We start from the raw sequence: 23,754 nt of genomic DNA on the forward strand, positions 1-23,754 counted from the left end.
TCGGCGCTCCGGTTGAGCGGCCAGCGTGTCGACCAGAACTGTCGTGCAACCCGGCATTATGTCACCGCTTTGCTGCGCCGCCGCAAGGATCGACGGACCCGACGCGGGCAATGAGATAATCGCCGCCTTGCCTGCGGGGTCTTCCTCCACCTGGCGCCAGACGGTATCCGACGCTCTTGGCATCCGACAAAGAACTTTCCGACTTCCTGAAGAGCGTCGACAAGCGCGCCTTCAAGCGCGCGCTGTACGCGGTCCGCGACGAAGACGCCGCGCTCGACATCGTGCAGGACACGATGATCCGCCTGTCCGAGAAGTACGCCGACCGGCCCGCCGCGGAACTGCCGTTGCTGTTCCAGCGCATCCTGTCGAACGCGACGATGGACTGGTTCCGCCGCCAGAAGGTGCGCAACGCGGTGGTGCGCAACTTCTCGGACTTCGAATCGGCCGGCAGCGACGGCGACTTCGACATCCTCGAGACGCTCGAGGCTCTGGGCGGTTCGCTGGCGTCCGAGAGCACGGCCGATACCGCATCACGGGCGCAGATCCTGCTAGCCATCGAGGCCGAGGTGGCGCGGTTGCCCGGGCGTCAACGGGAAGCCTTCCTGTTGCGTTACTGGGAGGAACTCGATGTCGCCGAGACGGCCGCTGCGATGGGCTGCTCGGAGGGAAGCGTCAAGACGCACTGCTCGCGCGCCGTGCATGCCCTGTCGACGGCCCTCAGGACAAAGGGAATAACGCTATGAACCAGTACGACTTCCGCACCGATTCCCGCTTGCCGCCTCAGGCCGCAGTCGACGCGCTGCAGACGCGCTTCGCGCTGCGCGTGGCCGCTGGGCTGAGCGAGCGCACCGCCGAGATCGGCCCCGACCTGACCGAGCGCCTGCGCTTCGCGCGCGAGAAGGCGCTCGAGCGCGCCCGTGCCACCCGCGCCGCCGCGACGACCCCGGCGGTCGGTGTGAGCCGCAGCGGCGCCGCCATCCTGGGCATGGCCGGATCGGGCTGGTGGCTGAAGTTCGCGTCGGTGCTGCCGGTGTTCGCGCTGGCGGCGGGTCTGTTCATGATCCAGCGCCTGCAGGACAACGCCCAGATCGCGACCGCCGCCGAGGTCGATGCCGCGCTGCTGGCCGACGACCTGCCGCCGCGCGCCTACAGCGATGCCGGTTTCGCTGAATTCCTGAAGACGCCAGGCGAGTGACGGGGGCTCCCATGACCCGAACCACGCGCGTCTCCACACCGGGTCTGCGTTGGGCCGTGGCTGCACTCACCCTGACGATGGTCGCGGTCGCCTCCCTGGTGCAGGCGTCGCAGGCACGTGCGCAGCCCCCGGCTGCAGCCGTCAAGGCTGCCCCCGCGGGCGAGCAGGGCGCACGGTGGACCGAACTCCAACCGGCGCAACAGCAGGCACTCAAGCCGCTGGAACGCGAATGGTCGACGATCGACGTGCGCAGCAAGCGCAAGTGGCAGGAACTCGCGGCTCGCTTTCCCAAGCTGAACCCGCAAGAGCAGGCGCGTGTGCAGGAGCGGATGACGGCCTGGGCCAAGCTGACGCCGAAGGAGCGCACCGAAGCGCGGATGCATTTCCAGGAGGCCAAGCAGCTTCCGGCGCAGGACCGCAGGGCGCGCTGGGACGCCTATCAGGCGCTGTCTCCCGAGCAGAAGCAGCAATTGGCCGAGCGCGCCGCGCCGCCGGCCGAGGCCGCGCGCAAGAACGCATCGCCCACGGCGGTGCGCTCGGTTCGCGACGCCGCACCGCAAGCCAAGTCCAACATCGTGCCGAACCCGGCGCTGGTCGCTGCGCCGCGGGCCGTGGCGCCGACTGTCGTTCAGGCCCGCCCGGGCGCAACGACCACGTTGATCAACCGGCCGCCTGCGCCACCCGGCCACCAGCAGACCGGCCTTCCGAAGATCGCGGCCACGCCTGAGTTCGTCAACAAGGCGACGCTGTTGCCGCAACGCGGCCCGCAAGGCGCGGCCACGCGCTCGGCCACCGCGCCGGCACCCGAACCCGCACCGCGGCAATGACCGCGGCGACCGGAGCTCCGGGCGGCGTCTTCCAGACGCCGAGCCTGAAGCGGCGCATGGCGTCGTTCGTCTACGAGGGTCTGCTGCTGTTCGGAATCGGTCTGTTCCCGGGCGCGCTCGGCGCCCTGTTCGTCGCGTTGACCGGCCACCAGCATCCGTTGCAGAGCGACACCGCGCTGCGGGCGATCACGCTGCTGATCTACGCTGTGTATTTCAGCTGGTTCTGGTCCGCGCGCGGCCAGACCCTGCCGATGCAGACCTGGCACATCCGCGTCGTCACCGCGGACGGCAGGCCGCTGAGCGAGGCACGCGCCCTGGCGCGCTTCGTCGCGAGCTGCGCCTGGTTCGCGCCGGCCGCGGCGATCGCGGCACTGAACCACTGGACGCGCTGGCAGGGGTTGGCGGCTGTGGCCATCGGCGTCATCGGCTATGCACTGCTGGCACTGCTGCACCCGCAGCGCCAGTTCTGGCACGACGCGCTGTGCGGCACGCGCCTGATCGACGCGCGCCCTACCCCCGTCCCGAAGACCTGAGCTGGCCCCCTGCCCGAGGCACAATCCGGCCCCATGACCAATCCGCACAAGGGGCGCACCGGGCTCGACCGGGTCATCCGCGCCACCGGCTATTCGGTCGCCGGCCTGCAAAGCGCGTACCGCGGCGAGAGCGCCTTCCGCCAGGAGTTCTGGCTCGCGGTGCTGCTGCTGCCAATCGCGTTCTGGCTCGGCCGCAGCTGGGTCGAGGTGGTGCTGCTGGCCGGCTCGGTGATGCTGGTGCTGATCGTCGAGTTGCTCAACTCGGCGGTCGAGGCGGCGATCGACCGCATCTCGTTCGAGATCCACGACCTGTCGAAGCGCGCGAAGGACATCGGCAGCGCCGCCGTCTTCCTGTCGCTGCTGCTGTGCTCGGGCACCTGGGCCGCCGCGCTGTGGCAGCGATTCGCGGGATGATCGGGCCGATGAAACCCATCTCGTTGTGCGTCTACTGCGGCTCGCGACCCGGCGTGTCGCCCGTCCATGCCGAGGCAGCACGCTCGGTCGGCCACGAGATCGGCCGGCGCGGCTGGCAACTGGTCTATGGCGGAGGCCGCGCCGGGCTGATGGGCGTGGTGGCCGATGCGGCGCTCGCTGCCGGCGCCACGGTCGTCGGCGTGATCCCAACGTCGCTGATGGACCGCGAACTCGGCCACATCGGCCTGACCGAACTGCATGTCGTGGATACGATGCACCAGCGCAAGACACTGATGGCCGAACGCAGCGACGCGTTTCTCGCGCTGCCGGGCGGCATCGGCACGTTCGAAGAGCTGTTCGAAGTGTGGACGTGGCGCCAGCTCGGCTACCACGACAAGCCGATCGGCCTGTTGAACGCCGCAGGCTACTACGACGCGATGCTCGGCTTCCTGCGCCACAGCGAAGCGCAAGGCTTCATGGCGGCCGAACAGAACGCGCTGCTGCAGGTCGACAGCGACCCGGTGGCGTTGGTCGAGCGGCTCGGCGCGCTGGCGCCGCTTGCCACGGCGCCGGACGACTACCGCCAGATCTGAAGCGCGCGCAAAGCGGCGGTCAGACCGCTTCGTCGTTGGTCTCGCCGGTGCGGATCCGGATCACCTGCTCGATGGCGGTGACGAAGATCTTGCCGTCGCCGATCTTGCCGGTCTTGGCGGCCTTGACGATCGCCTCGATGCAGCGGTCGACGTCCGCATCCTTGACGACGACCTCGAGCTTCACCTTCGGCAGGAAGTCGACCACGTACTCGGCGCCGCGGTACAGCTCCGTGTGGCCCTTCTGGCGCCCGAAGCCCTTGACCTCGGTCACGGTCAGGCCCGTCACCCCCACCTGACCGAGCGCCTCGCGCACTTCCTCGAGCTTGAACGGTTTGACGATCGCGGTGATCTGTTTCATGACGAGCTCCTGCAAGGGTTTGACGAGACTAGTTTAAGCGCGGAACTTCGAGGTGATCGGGTAGCGCCAGTCGCGCCCGAACGCCCGGTGCGTGATGCGGATGCCGACCGGCGATTGCCGCCGCTTGTATTCGTTGATCTTGATGAGCTTGGTCACCCGCTCCACGTCGGCCGCCGCGAAGCCCGCCGCGACGATCTCGTCGATGCCCTGGTCGAATTCCATGTAGCGCGACAGGATCGCGTCGAGCACCTCGTAGGGCGGCAGGCTGTCCTGGTCCTTCTGGTCGGGGCGCAGTTCGGCCGAAGGCGCGCGCGTGATGATGCGTTCGGGGATGATCTCGCGCCCTTGCGCGTTCTTCCACGCCGCCAGGCGGTAGACCAGCGTCTTGGCGACGTCCTTGATCACCGCGAAGCCGCCGGCCATGTCGCCGTACAAGGTGCAGTAGCCGGTCGCCATCTCGCTCTTGTTGCCGGTGGTCAGCACGATGGACCCGAACTTGTTCGACAGGGCCATCAGCAGCGTGCCGCGGATGCGCGCCTGAATGTTCTCCTCGGTCGCGTCCTCGGCGCGGCCCGCGAACTCGGTGGCCAGGCTGCGCTTGAAATCCTCGAACATCGGCACGATCGAGATCTCGTCGTAGCGCACGCCCAGGCGCTGCGCCATGTCGCGGGCGTCGATCCACGAGATGTCCGCCGTGTAGGGGGACGGCATCATCACCGTGCGCACGCGGTCGGCGCCCAGGGCGTCGACGGCGATCGCCAGCACCAGCGCCGAGTCGATGCCGCCGGACAAGCCGATGATCACGCCGGGAAATCCGTTCTTGTCGACGTAATCGCGCACGCCGACAACCAGCGCCGCCCAGGCCTGCGCCTCGATAGACGGTGTGGGCGCCACCTCGCCGGTCGCCGTCACGGTGGACACGTCGAGCAGCATCAGCGCCTCCTCGAACATCGCGGCGCGCGCGGTCACCGCACCTTCGGCGTCCAGCGCGAACGAGGCGCCATCGAACACGACCTCGTCCTGCGCGCCGGCCAGATGCGCATAGAGCAGCGGCATGCGCAGGGCGCGTGCGGTCTGCGCCATCCGCTCCTCGCGCTCGGCCAGCTTGCCGAGGTGGAACGGCGAGGCGTTCAGCACGCACAGCACGTCCGCGCCAGCGGCCCGGGCGAGCGTGCCCGGCTCGTCGAACCAGGCGTCTTCGCAGATGTTCAGACCGAACTTCAGGCCCTGCACCTCGATCACGACGGCCCCCTGCCCCGCATCGCGGCCCGACGCGAAGTACCGCCGCTCGTCGAACACCTGGTAGTTGGGCAGTTCGCGCTTGCAATAGGTGGCCAGCACCCGACCTTCGCTCAGCACCGAGGCCGCGTTGTAGCGCTGCGGCACCGAAACCGAGTTCGACCTAACATCACCCCGATCACCGAACTGATGCGGATGCCCCACCACCACGAACAAGCCAGGCAAATCGGCCAGCGCCCGCGCGCAGTCGGCCAGCGCATCGGCGCAGGCCTGCATGAATGCGGGGCGCAGCAGCAGGTCTTCGGGCGGGTAGCCGCACAAGCCGAGTTCCGGGGTCAGCACCAGCCGGGCGCCCTGCGCGAAGGCGCGGCGCGCGGCGTCGACGATGCGCGCGCTGTTGCCGGCCAGATCGCCGACCGTGGCATTGATCTGCGCCAGCGCCACTTTGACCGAGGATTGTTCTGACATGGTGGGTACTGCGGACGCGCGCAAGCGAAAGACGGAGGCCGATTCGGACGGCCCGGAAGGCTCGAACGATTATGTCATTCGGGTCTTCGACGACCCGGCCCAGATCGATGCGGCGACGTGGAACGAACTGGTCGCCGCCCAGGCGAGCGCCACGCCGTTCATGCGCCACGAGTACCTGCTGGCGCTGCACCGGTCGGAGAGCGCCGTGGCGCAGACCGGCTGGCTGCCGCAGTTCCTCGCGGTGTTCGATGGCACGGCGCTGATCGCCGCCTGCCCGCTCTACCTCAAGGAACACTCGTACGGCGAGTACGTGTTCGACTGGGCCTGGGCCGATGCCTACCAGCGTCACGGGCTGCACTACTACCCGAAGCTGCTCGATGCGGTGCCGTTCACGCCGGTGCCCGGTCCGCGCCTGCTCGCGCGCGACGAGACGGGTCGCCGGGTGCTGCTGCGCGCGATGCAGCAGCTCGCGCGCGACGCCAAGCTCTCGTCCGCCCACCTGCTGTTCCTCGACGAGGCGGACCAGCAGGCCGCGCGCGACGAGGGCTGGATGATGCGCAGCACCGTGCAGTTCCACTGGACACAGCGCGAGGGCGAGCCGTATGCCGACTTCGCGGACCTGCTCGCGAGCCTGCAACGCGAGAAGCGCAAGAAGATCCAGCAGGAGCGCCGCAAGGTGGCGGACGCCGGCGTCACGTTCACCGAATTGCAGGGCGAACAGATCACACCCGACGACTGGGACTTCTTCTACCGCTGCTATGCGCAGACCTACCGCGAGCACCGCTCCACCCCCTACCTGACCCGCGACTTCTTCGCACGAATGGCCGGCACGATGGCGCGGAACTGGTTGATGTTCATCGCCTGGAAGGACGGCGAACGCATCGCGACCTCCCTGATCTGCATCGACCCGGAACGCGGCACCGCGTTCGGCCGCTACTGGGGTGCCGTGGTGCACATTCCCTGCCTGCACTTCGAGGCCTGTTTTTACCAGCCGCTCGCGTGGTGCATCGCCAACGGCTATCAGCGCTTCGAAGGCGGCGCGCAGGGCGAGCACAAGATGGCGCGCGGCCTGCTGCCGGTGCAGACCTGGTCGGCCCACTGGCTCGCGCATCCGCAGTTCGCGCAGGCGGTCGGCGATTTCCTCGAACGCGAGGGCGCCGGCGTCGCGAACTACATCAGCGAGCTGAACGACCGCCTGCCGTTCAAGGCTTGAAGTCGCCGGCGAAGACCGAGACGAACTTGTCCGGTGTCACGTACTTGCGCAACGCGGCATTGACCTGCTCGAGCGTGAGCTGACCGATGGCCGCGTCCACCTTCGCGGCGAGCGCGAAGGTCCGGTCCAGGTACAGGTTGTTGGCGAGCGCGAACGCCACACCGCCGTCCTGCGCGCGCGACAGCTGCCGCAGGCTCAGCAGGCTGGCCTTGCCCTCGACCAGTTCCTTGTCGGTGAAACCGTCCTTCAGCGCGCGGGCGAGCTCCTCGCGGAACGCCGCGTCGACCTTGGCACGGTTCTGCGGCGCGAAGATGGCGCTCGCCTGCCAGGTCGAGTTGCGGTCGATGTTGAACCAGTCGATCTGGCTGCGCACGTCGTAAGACAGCCCCTCGGCTTCGCGGATGCGCTTCCAGAGCCGCGCGTTGCTGCCCGAGCCGAGCAGGAAGTTCGCCATCGTCAGCGCCGGGTAGTCGGGATCGAGGTCGTTCAACGGCACCGCCAGACGCACCAGCATGTTGGCGTTCGGCTTGTCCGGCGTCGCGATCAGCAGTTGCGCGGGCTTGACGTCGACCAGCGGCAGCGGCACGCGCGTGAACGCCGCGCCGGGCTGCCAGCCGGCCAACGCCGATTGCAGCGCCGTGCGCACCTTCGCCGGATCGAGATCGCCGACCGCGGCGAACTCCCCCTGACCCGCCCCGTAGAACCGGGCGTGGAATTCACGGAGGCGCTCGACTGTCAGCCCGCGGTAATCCTCGACCAGTTCGTCGAAAGTCGGCTTGTAGCGCGTGTCCTGACGGGGGTAAGGATTGCCCAGCCGATCGAGTGCGTTGCGCGCCAACGAGCCGGGGTCCTTGCGCTGCTGCTCGATGCCGGTCTGCACGGCGCGCTTGAATTCGTCCAGCGTGTCGGGCGCGAACACCGGATGGCGCAGCAGGTCCCCGACCAGTTCGATCGCGGCCGGCAACTGGTCGCGTCGCGATTGCAGCGTCACGACCACCCGGCCCGGCGTGCTCGAGATGTTCAGCTCGGTCTTCAGTGCGTCGAGCTTGTCCTGCACCTGCTGTCGGCTCAACGTGGTTGTTCCCTTGTCGAGCAGCGACGCCACCGCCTGCGCGGTCGCGTTCTGTCCCGCCAGGCTCTTTTCGTCGCCGAAGTGCAGAATCAACACGGCGCTGACGGCCTGGCCCCGCGTGCCCTTCGGCAACAGCGCGGCCTTGACGCCGCCGACGGCGAAGGTCTGCGTGCGCGCGTCGAGGTTCGCCGGCGTCGCCTCGAAGGCCTCGACCTTGGCCGCGGCGGCCTGCGGCTTGAACGCGCTCATTTCCTTCGCGATGTCGGTGCGCACCGGCGCCGGCGCGCGTACCGGCGCCTCGGTCGGCAGGTAGGTCGCGAGCGTGCGGTTCGACGGCACCAGGTACTGCTGGGCGACGCGCTGCACATCGGCCAGCTTGACGTCGCGCACGCGGTCGCGGGTCAGGAAGAACAGGCGCCAGTCGCCCAGGCCGATCGGCCCGGACAGCGCCACGCCCACCTGCTCGGGATTGGTGAACGACTGGTCCCAGTCATTCAGCCACTTGGCCCGGGCGCGTTCCAGTTCCGCGGCCGTGATGGGCTCGCGCGCGATCGATTCGAGCGTGGCGAGCAGTTCGCCGCGCGCCTTGTCCACGTCCTGCCCCGGCGCCAGCGACGCGCCGGCGAACAGCGCACCCGGGTCGGCCAGGTCGTAGCTGTAGGCGTACACGCCCGAGGCGAGCTGATTCTGCGTCAGGCGCTGATGCAGCCGACCGGACGGCGTGTCACCCAGGATGATGGTCAACAGTTCGATCGGCGCATCGTCCGCGGACGAGCCCGACGGCACGTGGTAGCCGGCCAGCAGGAGCGGCGTACCGCCGACGCGGCGCAGTGTCACGCTGCGTTCGCCGTCCTGCGTCGGGTCGAGCGTGTAGAGCACCGGCAGCGTGCGCGACGGCTTCGGCAGCGCGCCGAACGACTCGACGATCCAGCCCAACGTGCGGGTCGGGTCGAAGCGGCCGGAGACGACGAGCGTCGCGTTGTCGGGCTGGTAGTAGCGGCGGTAGAAGGCCTGGAGGCTCGGGATGTCGACGTTTTCGACGTCCGCCCGCGCGCCGATCGGCGAGTGACCGTAGTTGTGCCAGTCGAACATCAGCGCCAGCGCCCGCTGCGACAAGATGCGCGAAGGGTTGTTCTCGCCCGACTCCATCTCGTTGCGCACCACCGTCATCTCGGTGTCGAGGTCCTTGCGGGCCACGTTGCTGTTGACCATCGCGTCGGCCTGGAGGCCGAGGTACCACTTCAGGTTCGCATCGTTCGCGGCGAAGCTCGCGAAGTAGTTGGTGCGGTCGAAGCTGGTCGAGCCGTTGAACGCCAGCCCGCGCTGCGACAGCTCGGCCTTGGGGTCGCGATGGGTCGGCGTGCCCTTGAACAGCATGTGTTCGAGCAGGTGCGCCATGCCCGTCTCGCCATAACGCTCGTGGCGCGAACCGACCCGGTAGGTGAGATTGACCGTGGTCGTCGGCTTCGAGTCGTCGGGGACCAGCAGCACCTGCAGGCCGTTCGGCAGCCGGTACTCGTCGACCCCCTCGACCGACATCACGGCCCGCACACCGTTCGGCAGTGCCGCGGTGGCGGCGGGCTGCGCGCCCACCGCACAGGTCAGTACGAGGAAACCGGCGGTGACGAACGAGCGCAGCGTGGCGTGCATGAAGGCAATCGGTGAAGGCGGTGGACGCCTTACGACTGCGTTCAGGCCTTCTGGTTCCGGTAGGCAGCCATGCCGTCGACGATTTCCTTCTTCGCCGACTCCGGGCCTTCCCAGCCCTGCACCTTGACCCACTTGCCCGCCTCGAGGTCCTTGTAGTGCTCGAAGAAGTGCTGGATCGCCTTCAGGCGCATCTGGTTGATGTCTTCCGGCTTCTGCCAGTGGGTGTAGATCGGCAGCACCTTGTCGATCGGCACCGCGAGCAGCTTGCTGTCGCCCCCGGCCTCGTCGTCCATCTTGAGCACGCCGATCGGGCGGCAGGTCACGACCACGCCCGGCGACAGCGCGAACGGGGTGATCACCAGCACGTCGACCGGGTCGCCGTCGTCGGCCAGCGTTTGCGGGATGTAACCGTAGTTGCACGGGTAGTGCATCGCGGTGGTCATGAAGCGGTCGACGAACAGCGCGCCGCTTTCCTTGTCGACCTCGTACTTGATCGGGTCGGCGTTCATCGGGATCTCGATGATCACGTTGAACTGGTCGGGCGCCTTGGCGCCGGGGGTCACGTTGTGCAGGCTCATGATTGGATTTTCGGTGCGCGGGGAAACCCGGATTTTAGGCGCAGACGTTTCACGCACCTGACGCGCCGGCCCCATCGCGCCGCACCGATGGAAAACACCATGTCGCCAGCGTTGCTTTGTCACCATCCATCTGGCAGCATGCCGCGGAGGCCGGGCCACGGATAAACGCCCAGCGCGCGACGCTCGAAGTCGGCCTCGAACCCCACCATGCAATCGACGAGGAAGGACTTCCCTTGATCACGACATCGATGGCGCTCTACTTTGCGCTGGCCTGCGGCCTCGCTGCAGTCATATACGGCTTCGTGCAACGAAGCTGGATCCTCAGCCAGGATGCGGGCAATGCGCGCATGCAGGAAATCTCCGGCGCGATCCAGCAAGGTGCCGCCGCGTACCTGGCCCGCCAGTACAAGACCATCGCGATCGTCGGCGTGGTGCTCGCGATCCTGATCTTCGTGTTCATCGATCGCCTCAGCGCGATCGGCTTCGTGCTGGGCGCGCTGCTGTCGGGCGCCTGCGGCTTCATCGGCATGAACGTGTCCGTCAAGGCGAACGTGCGCACCGCGCAGGCCGCCACCAAGGGCATCGGGCCCGCGCTGGACGTGGCGTTCAAGGGCGGCGCGATCACCGGCATGCTGGTCGTCGGCCTCGGGCTGCTCGGTGTCGCGCTGTTCTTCCTGTTCCTGACCGGCGGCACCAGCCCCGAAGCGTCCGCGCTGTCGGCCGCGCTGAAGCCGATGCTCGGGTTCGCGTTCGGTGCCTCGCTGATCTCGATCTTCGCGCGCCTGGGCGGCGGCATCTTCACCAAGGGCGCGGACGTCGGCGCCGACCTGGTCGGCAAGGTCGAGGCCGGCATTCCGGAGGACGACCCGCGCAACCCGGCGGTGATCGCCGACAACGTCGGTGACAACGTCGGCGACTGCGCCGGCATGGCCGCCGACCTGTTCGAGACCTACGCAGTGACGCTGATCGCGACGATGGCGCTGGGCGCGCTGGTCGTGAAGAACGCGGCGATGTCGGCGGTGCTGTACCCGCTGCTGCTCGGCGGCGTCTCGATCATCGCGTCGATCATCGGCTGCTTCTTCGTCAAGGCCTCGCCGGGCATGAAGAACGTGATGCCGGCGCTCTACAAGGGCCTGGCGGTCGCGGGCGTGCTGTCGCTGATCGCGTTCTACTTCGTCACGACGATGTTCATGCCGGCCGACGCGCTCGGCGCGGGCACCCACATGAAGCTGTTCGGCGCCTGCGCCGTGGGCCTGGTGCTGACCGCGGCGCTGGTGTGGATCACCGAGTTCTACACCGGCACGCAGTACAGCCCGGTGCAGCACATCGCGCAGGCCTCGACCACCGGCCACGGCACCAACATCATCGCCGGCCTCGGCGTCTCGATGCGCTCCACCGCGTGGCCGGTGCTGTTCGTCTGCGTTGCCATCCTCGCCTCGTACGCGCTCGGCGGGCTGTACGGCATCGCCGTGGCCGCCACGTCGATGCTGAGCATGGCCGGCATCGTCGTCGCGCTGGACGCCTACGGTCCGATCACCGACAACGCCGGCGGCATCGCCGAGATGGCCGAGCTGCCGAAGAGCGTGCGCGACGTGACCGACCCCCTCGACGCGGTCGGCAACACGACCAAGGCGGTGACCAAGGGCTACGCGATCGGCTCGGCCGGCCTCGCGGCCCTCGTGCTGTTCGCCGACTACACCCACTCGCTCGAAGGCCGCGGCATGAGCGTGAGCTTCGACCTGAGTGATCCGAAGGTCATCGTCGGCCTGTTCATCGGCGGCCTGATCCCCTACCTCTTCGGCGCGATGGCGATGGAAGCGGTGGGCCGCGCCGCCGGCTCGGTGGTGGTCGAGGTGCGCCGCCAGTTCCAGGACGGCGCGATCATGGCCGGCAAGCGCAAGCCAGACTACAGCGCGGCGGTCGACATGCTGACGACCGCGGCCATCAAGGAGATGGTCGTGCCGAGCCTGTTGCCGGTGGTGGTGCCGATCGTCGTCGGCCTGCTGCTCGGCGCCGCGGCGCTCGGTGGCCTGCTGATGGGCACGATCGTGACCGGTCTGTTCGTCGCGATCTCGATGTGCACCGGCGGCGGCGCCTGGGACAACGCGAAGAAGTACATCGAGGACGGCCACCACGGCGGCAAGGGCAGCGAGGCCCACAAGGCCGCGGTGACCGGCGACACCGTCGGTGACCCGTACAAGGACACCGCCGGCCCGGCCGTCAACCCGTTGATCAAGATCATCAACATCGTCGCGCTGCTGATCGTGCCGCTGCTGCCCGCAGGCACCGCCGTCACCGCGGCGCCGGCGACGACCACCGCGATGGCGGCATCGGCCGCGCCGATGGCCACCGCGGACGGCGCGTCGTTCAAGGTCGAGAACGGCGTCGTGAAGTTCTACTTCGCCAGCGGCAAGTCCGACCTGGCCACCGGTGCCGACGCGGCGCTGGCCGACGTGGCCAAGGGCGTCGCGGCGGGCAAGAAGGCGGTCGTCAGCGGCTACACCGACTCCACCGGCGACGCGGCCAAGAACGAGGAACTCGCGAAGCAGCGCGCGATGGCCGTCAGCGCCGCGCTGAAGGCCGCCGGCATCGGCGACGACAAGGTCGAGCTGAAGAAGCCCGAGGTGATGATCGGCAGCGGCGGCAATGCCGAAGCCAGGCGCGTGGAAGTCGCGCTGCAGTAGTCGCGCGGCGCCCTCCGCGGCTCAGGCCCGGGTTCGCAAGAGCCCGGGCCTTTGTCTTTTCCGCTCGGCCGGTGGCCCCTGGTCACGCGGACGTGGTGACGATCCGACGCTCGGTGGGAGCGGGGTGGAACTGACGCACCCCACCCCTCAGAACCTGCATGGCAGCGCCGATGCGACTCGCTACATTGCGGCCGATCCCATGTCGGGACGCCTCTGGAGGAGACCCCGAATGGCCACCAACCTGCTCGAAATGCTCATGCGCGCCATCACGCCCGCGACGACGAAGTCCGTGTCGGATCACCTCGGCGAGTCGCAGGCCGGCGTACAGAGCGGCCTTGCGCTGTTGCTGCCCAGCCTGCTCGGCGGTCTGGCGTCCAAAGCATCGACCCCGGCAGGCGCGTCGAGCGTGTTTTCGGCGTTGACCGAGCCGCGGGTCGACACCGATCTGCTCGGCACGCTGAGTTCGCTGCTCGTCTCCGGTCGCGGCAGCGCCATCGCCAACGTCGGCAGCATCGGCAATGCGCAGCTGGCCAGCGTGTTCGGGGCGGACAAGGCAGTCGGCCTCGGCACGGCGCTGGCCGGCATCACCGGCATGAAGCCGGGCAACGCCGGTAGCCTGGCGACGCTGGTCGTTCCGGCGCTGTTCGGCTGGCTCAAGAAGCTGATCGGCGAGCGCGGCCTGAACGCCACGCGCACCGCCGAGTTGCTGGTCGGACAGCGGGATCACCTTGCCGGTCAACTCGACCCCGCACTGACCAAGGCACTCGGCCTCGCCGCGCCGTCCGCCTTGCTCGCCGGACTGGCGCCCGCCGGCGGTGCCGCCCCGGCGGGAGCCACCGGATCGGGCGGAGGGTTGCGATGGTTCCCGTGGCTGGTCGCCGCACTGCTCGCGATCGGCGCGCTGTGGTCCTTGCTTGGTGCCGGTGGCGGCGCGCCCGCCACGGCATCGCCGCCGGCCGTGGCGTTCGACCTCAAGGTGCCGGCGAAGGTGTATTTCGAGACCGGCAAGTCGGAGATCAGCGCGGAGGGCGTCGCAGTGGTCCAGGCAGTCGCCGGCTTGCTCGCCAGGGACAAGGCGACGCGGGTGGACGTGACCGGCTACACCGACAAGACCGGCGACGCGACGGCGAACCAGGACCTGGCGAAGAACCGCGCGCTTGGCGTGCAGGCTGCTTTGGTGGCAGCTGGCGTCGGCACCGACCGCATCGCGACACGGCCACCGATCTTCGTCGAGATCGGCGCCGGCGGTGCCGATGCCGAAGCGCGGCGCGTCGAGATCACCGCACGCTGAACCGCGGCAAGCCAGAAGGACAAAAGGCCCAGCAGGGATCGCCTGCTGGGCCTTGTCTTTTCATTGGTCGGGACGGCGGGATTCGAACTCGCGACCCCTTGCACCCCATTTGGTATTTTGGGTGTTTCGGGCCGTCCCAGGAAGTCTCACGTCGTCCCACTTTCCTTTGTCAAATCAACCACTTGGAACAATTTCGACGTCCCGAGCAGTCTTCCGAAATCTCGCCGAATCCGCCAGAATTCTGTTGCCAATTCTGTTGCCAGCCCCTCCCAGGTAGCGATTGGCGCTCGAAGGAGACGGCATGGCTCGGACAGCGAAGGTACAGCGGTTGACGGCACTGGCCGTGAAGCGCTACGCGGACGACCGTTCCGTCAGCGCGCCGCTTCACGATGGTGGCGGACTCTATCTCCGAAAGCGCGACGCTTCGGCGCTCTGGTACCTGCGGCTCACCGAGCCCGCGACCGGCGCACAGCAGTGGCACCGGATGTTCCCCGACGACCCGCTGGGTGGCTATCCCCACCGTTCACTCCTTGACGCCCGTGCCGAGGCCAAGCGCCTGTGGGATCTCCGCTCGGAAGGAACCGACCCGCGAGCCCTTCGCCTGAAGACGATCGCCACCCGGCGCCAGGCCGATCTCGACGAGGCCGCGGCGGAAAAACGCAAGGTCACCGTTCGGGTTCTGTTCGAGCGCTGGTGCGCTGTCGATCTGCAACCGCGAGTCGGCACCGACGGCAAGCGGATCGGTCGCAAGGACGCCGGCGCGTACACGCGTGCCCAGTTCGAGCGCCGCGTGTTTCCGAAGATCGGCCACTCGGCGGCTGACGAGATCAAGCGCGGCGATCTGCTGGAGTTGCTCGATGCGGTGAAGTCCGAGGGCAAGCTCCGGACCGCCAACATCCTGCTGACGGACCTGAAGCAGATGTTCCGGTTTGCGCTGGCCCGTGACCTGGTGCTCCGGAACCCGTTGGACACCGTCGCCAAACGCGATGTTGGTGGTCCCTCGGTTCAGCGCGACCGCGTTCTGACCGTCGAGGAGATCCGGCAGCTTCCCGGCTCGATCGAGGCGTCCGGGTTGCATGCCCGGTTTGCCGCGGCGATCTGGGTGATTCTCGCGACAGGTGTGCGCGTGGGCGAACTGCTCGGCGCGGTCTGGCTCGATGAGGAACGCGATCCCGCCGAATTGAAGACGATCGCAGACGCGAGTGGCGTCAAGCTGGGCTTCGTCAACCTGAAACGGAGGACCTGGCACCTGCCCGAGACGAAGAATCAGCGCGACCACACCATTCACCTGAGCGCGTTCGCGATCGAGCAGTTCGAGAAGCTGGCAGAGCTCACGGTGGCGAGCAATGACGATCCGGACCGTTCGGTGCCTTGGGTCTTTCCGAACATGGCCAACGACGGGCCCGTCGGCGTGAAGTCATTCGGCAAGCAGCTGAGCGATCGACAGAAGACGCCGGAGCGCCGCTTGCCTCACCGAAGCAAGGCCACCACGTCGCTGCTACTGAGTCGCGGGCGTTGGACGGCTCACGACCTTCGACGCACCGCAGCGACTCGAATGGCGGAGATCGGAATCAGCGGCGACGTCATCGACGAATGTCTGAACCACATGATCGAAAGTCGCGTGCGCCGAACTTACATCCGTGACCGTCGCATCACGGAGCAGCGCAAGGCATTCGACGCACTGGGCGCGCGAATCCACGCGCTCCTCGCTGCCCCGGCAAGCGGGAAACCGGAAAGCCAGCGACGGGTCGGTCGGCGCCATGGACTTTCTGAGGCCAGGCTCGCGACGGCGACATCCTCGCCCAAGCATCTGCCGCAGCGGTCTCGACAAGTCCGCACCGAAGGTACTGCACTCACTGCCCATAGTGGAGTAGATTTTGACAAATGGCCACAATAGAAGGACACTTGGCCAGAACGCGAGGATCGTCTGAATGAACACCACATCCGCTGTCGAGTTGCAGACCTTGGCCACACTGCCTTTCGAATCCGCCCGCACCGAGGCTGGCGATCTCCTTGGGGGCGCGAAGCTTTTGAAGCGCATGCCGTCGTCGCGGGCGGAGGTTCACGCGGCCATCGTCCACGGCATTCCTTACTCCGCCCTCTTCTTCCTCACGGATCGCATCACCATCTTGTCCGAAGTGGACGTGGCCAACGTGATTGGCATCAGCGCAAGAACGCTGCGCCGCCAGAAGGACGAGCCCAAGAAGTCGATGCCGACCGATCTGGCCAGCAAGACCTGGCTGTTTGCGGAAACACTGGCCAAGGCCGCGGAAGTGTTCGGCGGCAAAGCCGAAGCTGAGCGGTGGATGTCCGAACACGCTATGGGGCTCGACGGAGCCCGGCCCATCGACCTGCTGCGCACGCTACAAGGTGCGGAATTGGTCAATGAGTTTCTCGGGCGCCTGGAGTACGGGGTCTACAACTGATGACCCCGCTACCAGCCAAACTTGATCCGGGCGCACCGCTTGTTGCCTGGCGCGTCGATGCACAGCGCTACGCTTCGTCATGGGATAGCGGTATCGGCGCTGAGGCTGTCGGCGGTCGATGGAATCCTAAGGGACGAAAAGCCGTCTACTGCTCCATCGACCCTTCAACCTGCCTCGTCGAATCGGCGGTGCACCGGGGCTTCAAGGTTCTGGACAGCCAGCCACACGTCCTGACCAGCCTCGAAATTCTGGACCTGCGAACAATCCGAGTCGTGATGCCTGGGGAGGTACCGAATCCTGCGTGGCTCGAGGGCGGCACGCCGAGTCGTCACCAGCAATCTTGGGGCGAGGACCTACTTGATCTTCATGGCGTCGTCGTCTTTCCGAGCGCCGTTTCGAAAAGAAGCTGGAATGTCGTCATAGAGCCATCCGTGGCTGCTGGCAGGTTTCAGCTTCGAACGCAAGAGCGGCTCTCAGTAGACTCACGATTCAGTCCTGCGGAGTAGTCGGACTCCGTGCAGTTCGCGGAAGCGAGCTACCGCTCCCCACCCCAAGCCGCCGGTGGCACTTTTTCAGGTCGATCGGCCGGTCCACTCAGGAAGCGATCGTTCGCGACTCAGGCCGAGAAATCTTCGCGAAGGAATAGCGGGCGTTCGCGCTTGGCGCGGCCCCGGCCAGCACATGCGCGCGGATGAACGACTGCTGCTGAATGCTGCGAAGTTGCGCTGCCGACCCATTGCGGTCATAGCCGGCCCCAAACTCGCCGCCCTGTACCGGCCATTCGACGCACCGTTCACGCCGTGTGACCGGTGATGAATCTATCTGGCTGAGCCAGCCAATGAATGGCTGAAGACCGGCGCCACTTGACAACGCGATGCCGGCCCTACACACTTAACCGACTGGATAAACCAATCGGTTAAACATGAACGACTTACAGGCACTCCCGGCGCGAGAGACAGGAGACGCATCGCCGGATACGCGCCAACGCATCCTTGAGGCGGCGTTCAACTGCCTGGTCGCTCGGGGCTATGCAGCGCTCAGCGTACGGGACATCGCCAAGGATGCCGGCGTAAACCACGCGCTCATCAGCTACTACTTCGGTGGCAAGGACCGGCTTGTGATCGCCGTGCTCGACGATGCCAACCGAAAGCTGCTGGAGCGTCAGCAGCATTTGCATGAAGAGCCTGTTGGGTTCGCCGAGAAGTGGGCGATGGCACGACGCTTCTACCAGAGCGACCTTTCCTCCGGGTTCGTGCGCGTGCAGGCTGAGCTCTGGGCCGCAAGCCTGTCAAACGTCGAGTTGCGCGAGCAATTCTTACCCCGTATTCAGGCGTGGAAGCAGCTGGTTCTCAACGGTGTGCGTGATGCGTTCCAGGCTTACCAGGTCGATTTGCCGGCGGTCTTCAGCGCAGAGGCCATCGCCACGCTGTTGTCCGAGTTCTGGCTTGGCATGGAGTTCTCGCAACTGATCGGTGCCCATGGCGAGACAGCGCGGCACGATGCCACGCTCGACGCCATCGAGGTCCTGCTGCGCACGCTGGACGCGCGTACTGCGCCTGCCGCCAGCAAGCCGAAGGGTCAACGTCAGGTCAAACGCACCAGGAGCCGCCCATGAGCACCGATTGGCCGAAGCGCTTCGACCGCATCGCCGGCGCACTGCCTCCTGGCGGTCGGCTGTCCCCCGCCGATGAGGTGGCGTTCGATACCCTGGAGCCGGCGCTTCAAGGGTTCGTCAGCAGAGATGGGGTGCGGATTTGGTACGCGGTGTGGGGCACCGAAGGGCCTTTCCTCGCCTTTGCACCGCCTTTCCAGATCGTGCACGCTGAACTGCTCAAGAGTGTGGTGCCCTGGTTGTCGCAGCACTTCCGCGTGATCACGATGGACCCGCGCGGCAATGGGCGTTCGGATCGGCCGCAAGGCCAAAAGCATTACGCGCTGGACCTGTATGTCGGCGATTTTCAGGCGGTGCTGGACGCAGCCGGTGCTGACCGCGTGGCCCTGGTGGGGATCTCGGCTGCTGCCATGACGGTACTTCGCACCGCCGCCGAGCAGCCGGAACGTGTGACCCACGTCATCACGGCAGGTGGCTTTGCGCAATCACTGGTGACGGATGCCAAGCTGGCCGCGCGGGTCGAGGCCGAGTTCGCGGCCATGGCGCAGGACTGGCCGGGCTACGTCGATTTCTTCATGCAGCAAATCTTCAACGAGCCGCACTCGACGAAGCCGTACGAGGACGGCGTGCGCTTTGGCTGGGCCACCACGGGTGAGGTGCTCGCCTGGTGCTATCGCGGCTGGCTCGGCAACGATGTGCGCGAGCAGGCGAAGCAAGTGCGCTGCCCAACCCTCGTGATCCACGGCGACCAGGACAAGCGCGTCCTGTACGCCCGCGGCCAGGAGGTACACGACCTGGTGCCAGGCGCCAGGCTGTTGACCATCGCGAGTGGCGGCCACGTGACCGCCGTGCGCGACCCGGTGGTGTTCGCACATGCGGTTCGCGATTTCGTGGCGGGGGCGCCGCCCCTACGGACCTGGACCCGCGCGATGGCCCGTCCGCGTCGGGCTCTGTTCATCTGCAGTCCCATCGGCCTGGGGCATGCGCAGCGCGACCTCGCCATCGCGAAGGCGCTGCGCCTGATCCAGCCCGATCTCCAGATCGACTGGTTCACCACCCATCCGGCCGCCACCTACCTTGAGCGCGAGGGCGAGAGCGTGCACCCCATCTGCACGCGCCTGGCCAATGAGAGCCGCCACTTCGAGGGCATGGCGGGCGAGCACGATCTGTCGGCCTTCTTCGCGCTGCGCACGATGGACGAGGTGATGGCGCGCAATGCGCTGGTGTTCTTCGAACTGATGGAAGCCACGCATTACGACATCGTCATCGGCGACGAGGCCTGGGACGTGGACTACCAGTACCACGAGAACCCCGAGCTCAAGCGCCAGCCGTTCGTCTTCCTGACCGACTTCATCGGTTGCCTGCCGATGAACCCGGACAACGAGCGCGAGGCTTTCCTGTGCGCCGACCGCAACGCCGATGACATCGAGCACGTCGGGCGTTATCCCTATGTGCGCGACGCGGCAATCTTTGTCGGCAATCGCGAGGACGTGCCGGAGCAGACCTTCGGCCCGGGCCTGCCCGGCATCCGCGAATGGACCGACAAGAACTTCTGCTACTGCGGCTACGCGCTGCCTTTCGACCCCGGCGCCCTGGCCGACAAGGACGAGCTCCGAACGCGGCTTGGCTACCGGACCGATGAGCGCATCGTGATCGCTGCCGTCGGCGGTACCGGCGTGGGCAAGCCGTTGCTCGACCGCATCGCGGAGGCCTTTCCGCTCATGAAGCGCGAGGTCCCCGACCTGCGCATGGTGATGGTCGCGGGGCCACGACTCAACGCGGGTGACTTTCCGGCCATGGACGGGCTCGAGGTCCGGCCTTACGTGCACAACCTCTTCGAGCACCTGGCTTGCAGCGACTTGGCGCTGGTGCAGGGCGGGCTGTCCACGACGATGGAGTTGGTCGCGACCCGACGGCCGTTCCTGAGCTTTCCGCTGCGCAACCACTTTGAGCAGTGCGTCCATGTGCGCCGACGTCTGTTCAATTACGAGGCCGACAACTCGGTGGATTACGCGCAGACCGATGCGCAAACCCTGGCGCGTCGCGCGCTGGCTCAGATGGACGCACCGGTGCGTTACCGGCCGGTGGAAACCGACGGCGCAGTGCGGGCGGCGCAGCGCATCGCCGCAGTGCTGGAGAACCGGCATTGGGCCGGGTGACGAGACACCGCCCTCGCGGGCTGCTTTTCTTCAAAGGAGAAAGACATGGCTGCATTTGCCTTGCTGCACGGCTTGGTCGCGTACGCGATCTTCCTGCTCACCTTTTCGTACGCAATCCTCTTTGTCGGCAACCTCTGGGTACCCAAGTCGATCGACATCGGTGTACCGGACGCTGCAGCGGGCCAGCCGCTGGCACTGAGCCTGCTCGTCAACGTGCTGTTGCTCGGCGTCTTTGCCATTCAGCACAGCGTCATGGCGCGGCCCGGGTTCAAGCGCTGGTGGACCCGCTTCGTGCCCAAGCCCATCGAGCGCAGCACCTATGTGCTGCTGGCAAGCCTGTCGCTCGCGCTGCTGTTCTGGCAGTGGCGCCCCATGACCGCGCCGGTGTGGCAGGCACCCGAAGGCCTTGCGACGGTCGCCTTGCTGGCAGTCCAAGCCGCGGGCTGGCTGATGGTGCTCGCCAGCACGTTCATGATCGACCACTTCGAGCTGTTCGGTGTGAAGCAGGTGCTCGCCCGTCTGTCCGGGCGGCCGCTGCCGCCGCCGGTGTTCCGCACGCCGATGCTCTACAAGCATGTGCGGCACCCGATCTACCTCGGCTTCATGCTCGCCTTTTGGGCCACGCCCTCCATGACCGCCGGGCACCTGCTGTTCGCGGTGGCGACCACCGGCTACATCCTGATCGGGATCTGGTTCGAGGAGCGGGACCTGGTGCAGCTCTTCGGACAGAAGTATCAGGACTACCGCCTGCGCGTAGGCATGTTGCTGCCGCTGAAGCGCAGCCGGGCACAGCCCGTGGCCGAGGCGCCCGTCGCCAAGGGCGGCGCTTGATCGAGCCTTTCGTGCGCGAAAGCGGTAACGGCCCGACCGTGGTCTGCCTGCACGCCAGCGCATCCAGTTCGGCGCAGTGGCGTGCGCTGACCGAGCGCCTGTCGGGGCGGTTCCGGGTCCTGGCCGTCGACTTGCACGGATGTGGCCGCACGCCAGGCTGGCCCGGGCCCCTTCCATTGCAGCTGGACGATGAGACGACGATGCTCGACCCGGTCTGGGATCGTGCAGGAGCACGTTTCCACTTGATGGGGCATTCGTATGGCGGCGCTGTTGCGATGCACGCCGCCATCAGGCACGTCGACCGGGTCGCCTCGCTGCTCGTCTATGAGCCGGTGATGTTCGGTCTGCTGAACAAGTTGGAACCCGACTCCATGGCCGCCAGCGAGATCAATGGCGTCCGGGCCGATACCTCGCGGTTCGTGGCATCGGGCCATCTGGACGCGGCCGCGGCCCGCTTCGGCGCCTACTGGCTGGGTGACGAAGCTTGGGCAGCGCTCACTCCCGAACGCCAGGCAGCCATGGCTTGCGCCATGCCGAATGTGATGCCGCAGTGGCAAGCTGCGTTTGCAGAGCCACCGACGCGGATTGAGTTCGGCGCTCTGTCCATGCCAATTCAACTGCTCGGCGGCGTCTGCTCGACCGCCGCCGCGCGCGCTGTGTCTCGGCTACTGGCGGACATGCTGCCGCACGTTTTCCGCGAAGAGTTGCCGGGTTGTGGCCACATGGCGCCGGTGACCTCACCTGAGCGCGTGAACCCGGCCATCGAACGATTCCTTGCGACGCACTGATCGCGCCAGCCACTGTATGCAATCGCCATTGATTCCGCGAACGACTCGCACCGACAACCGTATCATCCGCTTGGCCGTTCCCGAGGACGCAGTCGCGCTGGGCCACATCCAGGCCGCGTCGCATCAGGCCACTTACGCGGGAATCATGCCGGATTCGATCCTCGTGAGGCTGAGCGCAGAGCGCTTGATCGAGCGTTTCCGGTCGCGTCTGAACGCCAGCGCAGAAGCTCATTTAGCGCCAGTGGTCGCCAGCCCGAACCGCCTCTGGGTTGTCCATGTGAACGGCGCCGTCGCGGGTTACGCAGCGACGCAGCCGGGCGCGAGCACCTTCCTGCCGCCACCGCACGGCGCTGGCGAAATCGAGTCCCTGTATCTCCATCCGGACGCCAAGGGACTGGGACTCGGGCGGGCACTGCACCAGCACGCCATCGACGATCTGGTGGCCCGAGGATTCGGTCCATTGGTCCTGTGGGCCTTTGCGGCCAACCGGCAAGCGTTGCGATTCTATGAACGTGCGGGATGGGTTCTGGACAAGGCCGGCGAGAACTGGGTTTTGGATGGGGTGGCCTGTCCGATCGTGCGTTACCGACTGCCCGTCGCTCGCAGCGCGACTGCCTCGACCGGACCGACTATCGATGCTCAGAAGCGCGGGGTGCCAGGATCCAGGCCAAGACAGATTCGGCCGGAAACGACATAGTTGTTGGGCGACATGGCGATGTGCTTGGCTGCGGCGCTGATGTCACGAACTTGACGCTCTAGGGGGAACTCCTCCCAAATGGCCGCGGCGCCTGCTGCGGCGGACACGATCTCCGCCACGCGAATGGAAGACTCGGCAGCATGCGTGCAAGCCGATCGGTACATGGCGCGAGCGCGAACGAGCCGCTCGCCTGCATCGTCAATCGCCGACGTCAGTTCGCTCATTGCCGCAATCATCAGCGCCCGTGCCGCGGCATGCAGAGCTTCGGCACGACCGATCTCCGACTGAATCAGCTCGCGGTCACGCAATGCGATCGACGTGCCTGCACGCGTACGCGCGGCGAGTCCAGTGATAAACGTGTCCAGCACGCCACGGGCGATTCCCAACGGCACGACCGACACTGTTGTCGCGTAGGCCGAGACGGATGGCCAGCGGTAGAGCACGCCGGGTTGCGTGGCTGGCGGGTGCAGCATGTCGTGTGAATGCTCAGTAGGAACGAAGATGTCGCCGAGAACGTAATCGCAGCTGCCGCTGGCGCGCAGGCCAGAGACCCGCCAGTTGTCAATGATCTCGGCATGCTCGGCAGGCACGTAGCACATGAGGATCCGCCCCTCGTCGCGCCCTTCAGTCACTCGACACGCCGCCGCGACCAAGCTTGCGTGGTGAATGCCGCTGGCAAAGGGCCACCGGCCGGTGACCTTGTAACCGCCCTCGACAGGTGCCGCTTGTCCAATGGCTCCGTTGGTGGCCACGACAAAGGCGTCGACAGGAGCGAACCACCGCTTCGCTACCGCTTCGGGAAGATACCCACCTGCGCGGCTCATGCCGCCGCCGTTGCCGACCACCCAACCGATCGAGCCATCCAACGCAGCGGCCGCTTCGACCACTTCCATGAATGACGCCGGCGATAGCTCCCATCCATTGAGTGACCGCGGCAGCCAAAGGCGCAATAACCCGGCCTGCGCGATCGCCTCGAACACCGGCCGCGTGAGCCGTCGCTCGCGATCCATGTCCTCGCGCTGCGAATTCACGAGCGGGGCCATCGAGGTGATTCGTTCCTTGAGCCGGGCAACGGTATCTTGCGAGTTATCGGTCAATTCCCAGCTCCCCGTGGATGTTCAGGCAA

22 protein-coding genes are annotated in these 23,754 nt (G+C 66.9%); 17 read left to right on the plus strand and 5 right to left on the minus strand.

Annotated elements, in window-relative coordinates; translation table 11 throughout:
* Positions 1 to 176 precede the first annotated feature (176 nt).
* From ASC76_RS19320 to ASC76_RS19345, 6 genes are read left to right on the plus strand one after another with little or no spacing between them, the layout of a single operon-like run.
* A complete protein-coding gene (locus tag ASC76_RS19320) occupies positions 177 to 743 on the plus strand; it encodes an RNA polymerase sigma factor (protein ID WP_056470161.1) in 567 nt (188 codons plus the stop codon).
* Complete coding sequence (locus ASC76_RS19325) at positions 740 to 1,195, plus strand: DUF3619 family protein (protein WP_056470164.1); 456 nt, start codon at positions 740 to 742, stop codon at positions 1,193 to 1,195. The genes ASC76_RS19320 and ASC76_RS19325 overlap by 4 nt, the downstream gene beginning before the upstream one ends.
* Before the next feature lie 11 nt (positions 1,196 to 1,206).
* Entirely contained in the window at positions 1,207 to 2,022 is an 816-nt protein-coding gene (locus ASC76_RS19330; protein ID WP_235580519.1) for a DUF3106 domain-containing protein, read from the plus strand.
* Complete coding sequence (locus ASC76_RS19335; RefSeq protein WP_056470166.1) at positions 2,019 to 2,555, plus strand: RDD family protein; 537 nt, start codon at positions 2,019 to 2,021, stop codon at positions 2,553 to 2,555. The genes ASC76_RS19330 and ASC76_RS19335 overlap by 4 nt, the downstream gene beginning before the upstream one ends.
* Before the next feature lie 33 nt (positions 2,556 to 2,588).
* On the plus strand, positions 2,589 to 2,969 hold the full coding sequence (locus ASC76_RS19340) for a diacylglycerol kinase (protein ID WP_056470169.1): 381 nt from the start codon (positions 2,589 to 2,591) through the stop codon (positions 2,967 to 2,969).
* Positions 2,970 to 2,977: 8 nt separating this feature from the next.
* Positions 2,978 to 3,562 (plus strand): TIGR00730 family Rossman fold protein, encoded by a 585-nt coding sequence (locus ASC76_RS19345; protein ID WP_056471152.1) that lies wholly within the window; start codon positions 2,978 to 2,980, stop codon positions 3,560 to 3,562.
* A 19-nt stretch (positions 3,563 to 3,581) separates the two neighbouring features.
* Here ASC76_RS19345 and ASC76_RS19350 read toward each other — a convergent pair whose 3' ends face one another.
* Both ASC76_RS19350 and ASC76_RS19355 read right to left on the minus strand, forming a co-directional pair.
* Positions 3,582 to 3,920 carry a P-II family nitrogen regulator gene (locus tag ASC76_RS19350; RefSeq protein ID WP_056471155.1) on the minus strand — a complete coding sequence of 113 codons (339 nt, stop codon included), beginning with the start codon at positions 3,918 to 3,920 and terminating at the stop codon, positions 3,582 to 3,584.
* A 33-nt stretch (positions 3,921 to 3,953) separates the two neighbouring features.
* The gene (locus ASC76_RS19355) at positions 3,954 to 5,627 is read right to left on the minus strand and encodes an NAD+ synthase (protein ID WP_056470172.1); all 1,674 of its coding nucleotides are present in this window, start codon (positions 5,625 to 5,627) and stop codon (positions 3,954 to 3,956) included.
* On the opposite strand from ASC76_RS19355, the gene ASC76_RS19360 reads away from it, so the two are divergent.
* On the plus strand, positions 5,626 to 6,840 hold the full coding sequence (locus ASC76_RS19360) for a GNAT family N-acetyltransferase (protein ID WP_082549288.1): 1,215 nt from the start codon (positions 5,626 to 5,628) through the stop codon (positions 6,838 to 6,840). The two genes, ASC76_RS19355 and ASC76_RS19360, sit on opposite strands and share 2 nt — an antisense overlap.
* On the opposite strand, the gene ASC76_RS19365 is transcribed toward ASC76_RS19360, so the two are convergent.
* Together ASC76_RS19365 and ppa are read right to left on the minus strand one after the other, a co-directional pair.
* The gene (locus tag ASC76_RS19365; RefSeq protein WP_056470174.1) at positions 6,830 to 9,562 is read right to left on the minus strand and encodes a pitrilysin family protein; all 2,733 of its coding nucleotides are present in this window, start codon (positions 9,560 to 9,562) and stop codon (positions 6,830 to 6,832) included. The genes ASC76_RS19360 and ASC76_RS19365 overlap by 11 nt on opposite strands.
* A gap of 41 nt (positions 9,563 to 9,603) precedes the next feature.
* Positions 9,604 to 10,140 carry an inorganic diphosphatase gene (gene ppa / locus ASC76_RS19370; RefSeq protein ID WP_056470177.1) on the minus strand — a complete coding sequence of 179 codons (537 nt, stop codon included), beginning with the start codon at positions 10,138 to 10,140 and terminating at the stop codon, positions 9,604 to 9,606.
* A 236-nt stretch (positions 10,141 to 10,376) separates the two neighbouring features.
* Between ppa and ASC76_RS19375 the strand changes: the two genes are divergently transcribed.
* The 10 genes from ASC76_RS19375 to ASC76_RS24885 all read left to right on the plus strand — a co-directional run bounded on the left by ASC76_RS19375 (position 10,377) and on the right by ASC76_RS24885 (position 22,628).
* The gene (locus tag ASC76_RS19375) at positions 10,377 to 12,824 is read left to right on the plus strand and encodes a sodium-translocating pyrophosphatase (protein WP_056471161.1); all 2,448 of its coding nucleotides are present in this window, start codon (positions 10,377 to 10,379) and stop codon (positions 12,822 to 12,824) included.
* Between the two features lie 229 nt (positions 12,825 to 13,053).
* Positions 13,054 to 14,115, plus strand: a complete 1,062-nt coding sequence (locus tag ASC76_RS19380; RefSeq protein WP_056470180.1) for an OmpA family protein — start codon at positions 13,054 to 13,056, stop codon at positions 14,113 to 14,115.
* 328 nt (positions 14,116 to 14,443) lie between these two features.
* Complete coding sequence (locus tag ASC76_RS19385; RefSeq protein WP_162247146.1) at positions 14,444 to 16,012, plus strand: site-specific integrase; 1,569 nt, start codon at positions 14,444 to 14,446, stop codon at positions 16,010 to 16,012.
* A 34-nt stretch (positions 16,013 to 16,046) separates the two neighbouring features.
* Entirely contained in the window at positions 16,047 to 16,541 is a 495-nt protein-coding gene (locus tag ASC76_RS19390) for an antitoxin Xre/MbcA/ParS toxin-binding domain-containing protein (RefSeq protein ID WP_056470187.1), read from the plus strand.
* Positions 16,541 to 17,047, plus strand: a complete 507-nt coding sequence (locus tag ASC76_RS24875; protein WP_082549291.1) for an RES family NAD+ phosphorylase — start codon at positions 16,541 to 16,543, stop codon at positions 17,045 to 17,047. Before ASC76_RS19390 ends, ASC76_RS24875 begins: the two co-directional genes overlap by 1 nt.
* A 416-nt stretch (positions 17,048 to 17,463) precedes the next feature.
* A complete protein-coding gene (locus tag ASC76_RS19395; protein WP_056470191.1) occupies positions 17,464 to 18,156 on the plus strand; it encodes a TetR/AcrR family transcriptional regulator in 693 nt (230 codons plus the stop codon).
* Positions 18,153 to 20,312 (plus strand): alpha/beta hydrolase, encoded by a 2,160-nt coding sequence (locus ASC76_RS24880; RefSeq protein ID WP_082549292.1) that lies wholly within the window; start codon positions 18,153 to 18,155, stop codon positions 20,310 to 20,312. Before ASC76_RS19395 ends, ASC76_RS24880 begins: the two co-directional genes overlap by 4 nt.
* Before the next feature lie 45 nt (positions 20,313 to 20,357).
* Positions 20,358 to 21,143, plus strand: coding sequence for a methanethiol S-methyltransferase (mddA, locus tag ASC76_RS19405; protein WP_056470194.1), 786 nt, complete (start codon positions 20,358 to 20,360; stop codon positions 21,141 to 21,143).
* Complete coding sequence (locus ASC76_RS19410) at positions 21,140 to 21,931, plus strand: alpha/beta fold hydrolase (protein WP_162247147.1); 792 nt, start codon at positions 21,140 to 21,142, stop codon at positions 21,929 to 21,931. Before mddA ends, ASC76_RS19410 begins: the two co-directional genes overlap by 4 nt.
* A gap of 16 nt (positions 21,932 to 21,947) precedes the next feature.
* Positions 21,948 to 22,628, plus strand: a complete 681-nt coding sequence (locus ASC76_RS24885) for a GNAT family N-acetyltransferase (protein WP_082549294.1) — start codon at positions 21,948 to 21,950, stop codon at positions 22,626 to 22,628.
* Here the strand turns inward: ASC76_RS24885 and ASC76_RS19420 are convergent.
* On the minus strand, positions 22,571 to 23,725 hold the full coding sequence (locus tag ASC76_RS19420) for a hypothetical protein (RefSeq protein ID WP_157615863.1): 1,155 nt from the start codon (positions 23,723 to 23,725) through the stop codon (positions 22,571 to 22,573). The two genes, ASC76_RS24885 and ASC76_RS19420, sit on opposite strands and share 58 nt — an antisense overlap.
* Positions 23,726 to 23,754: the final 29 nt, after the last annotated feature.

This window comes from Rhizobacter sp. Root404, assembly GCF_001425865.1.
In the GTDB taxonomy this organism is placed as follows: Bacteria; Pseudomonadota; Gammaproteobacteria; order Burkholderiales; family Burkholderiaceae_C; genus LMDS01.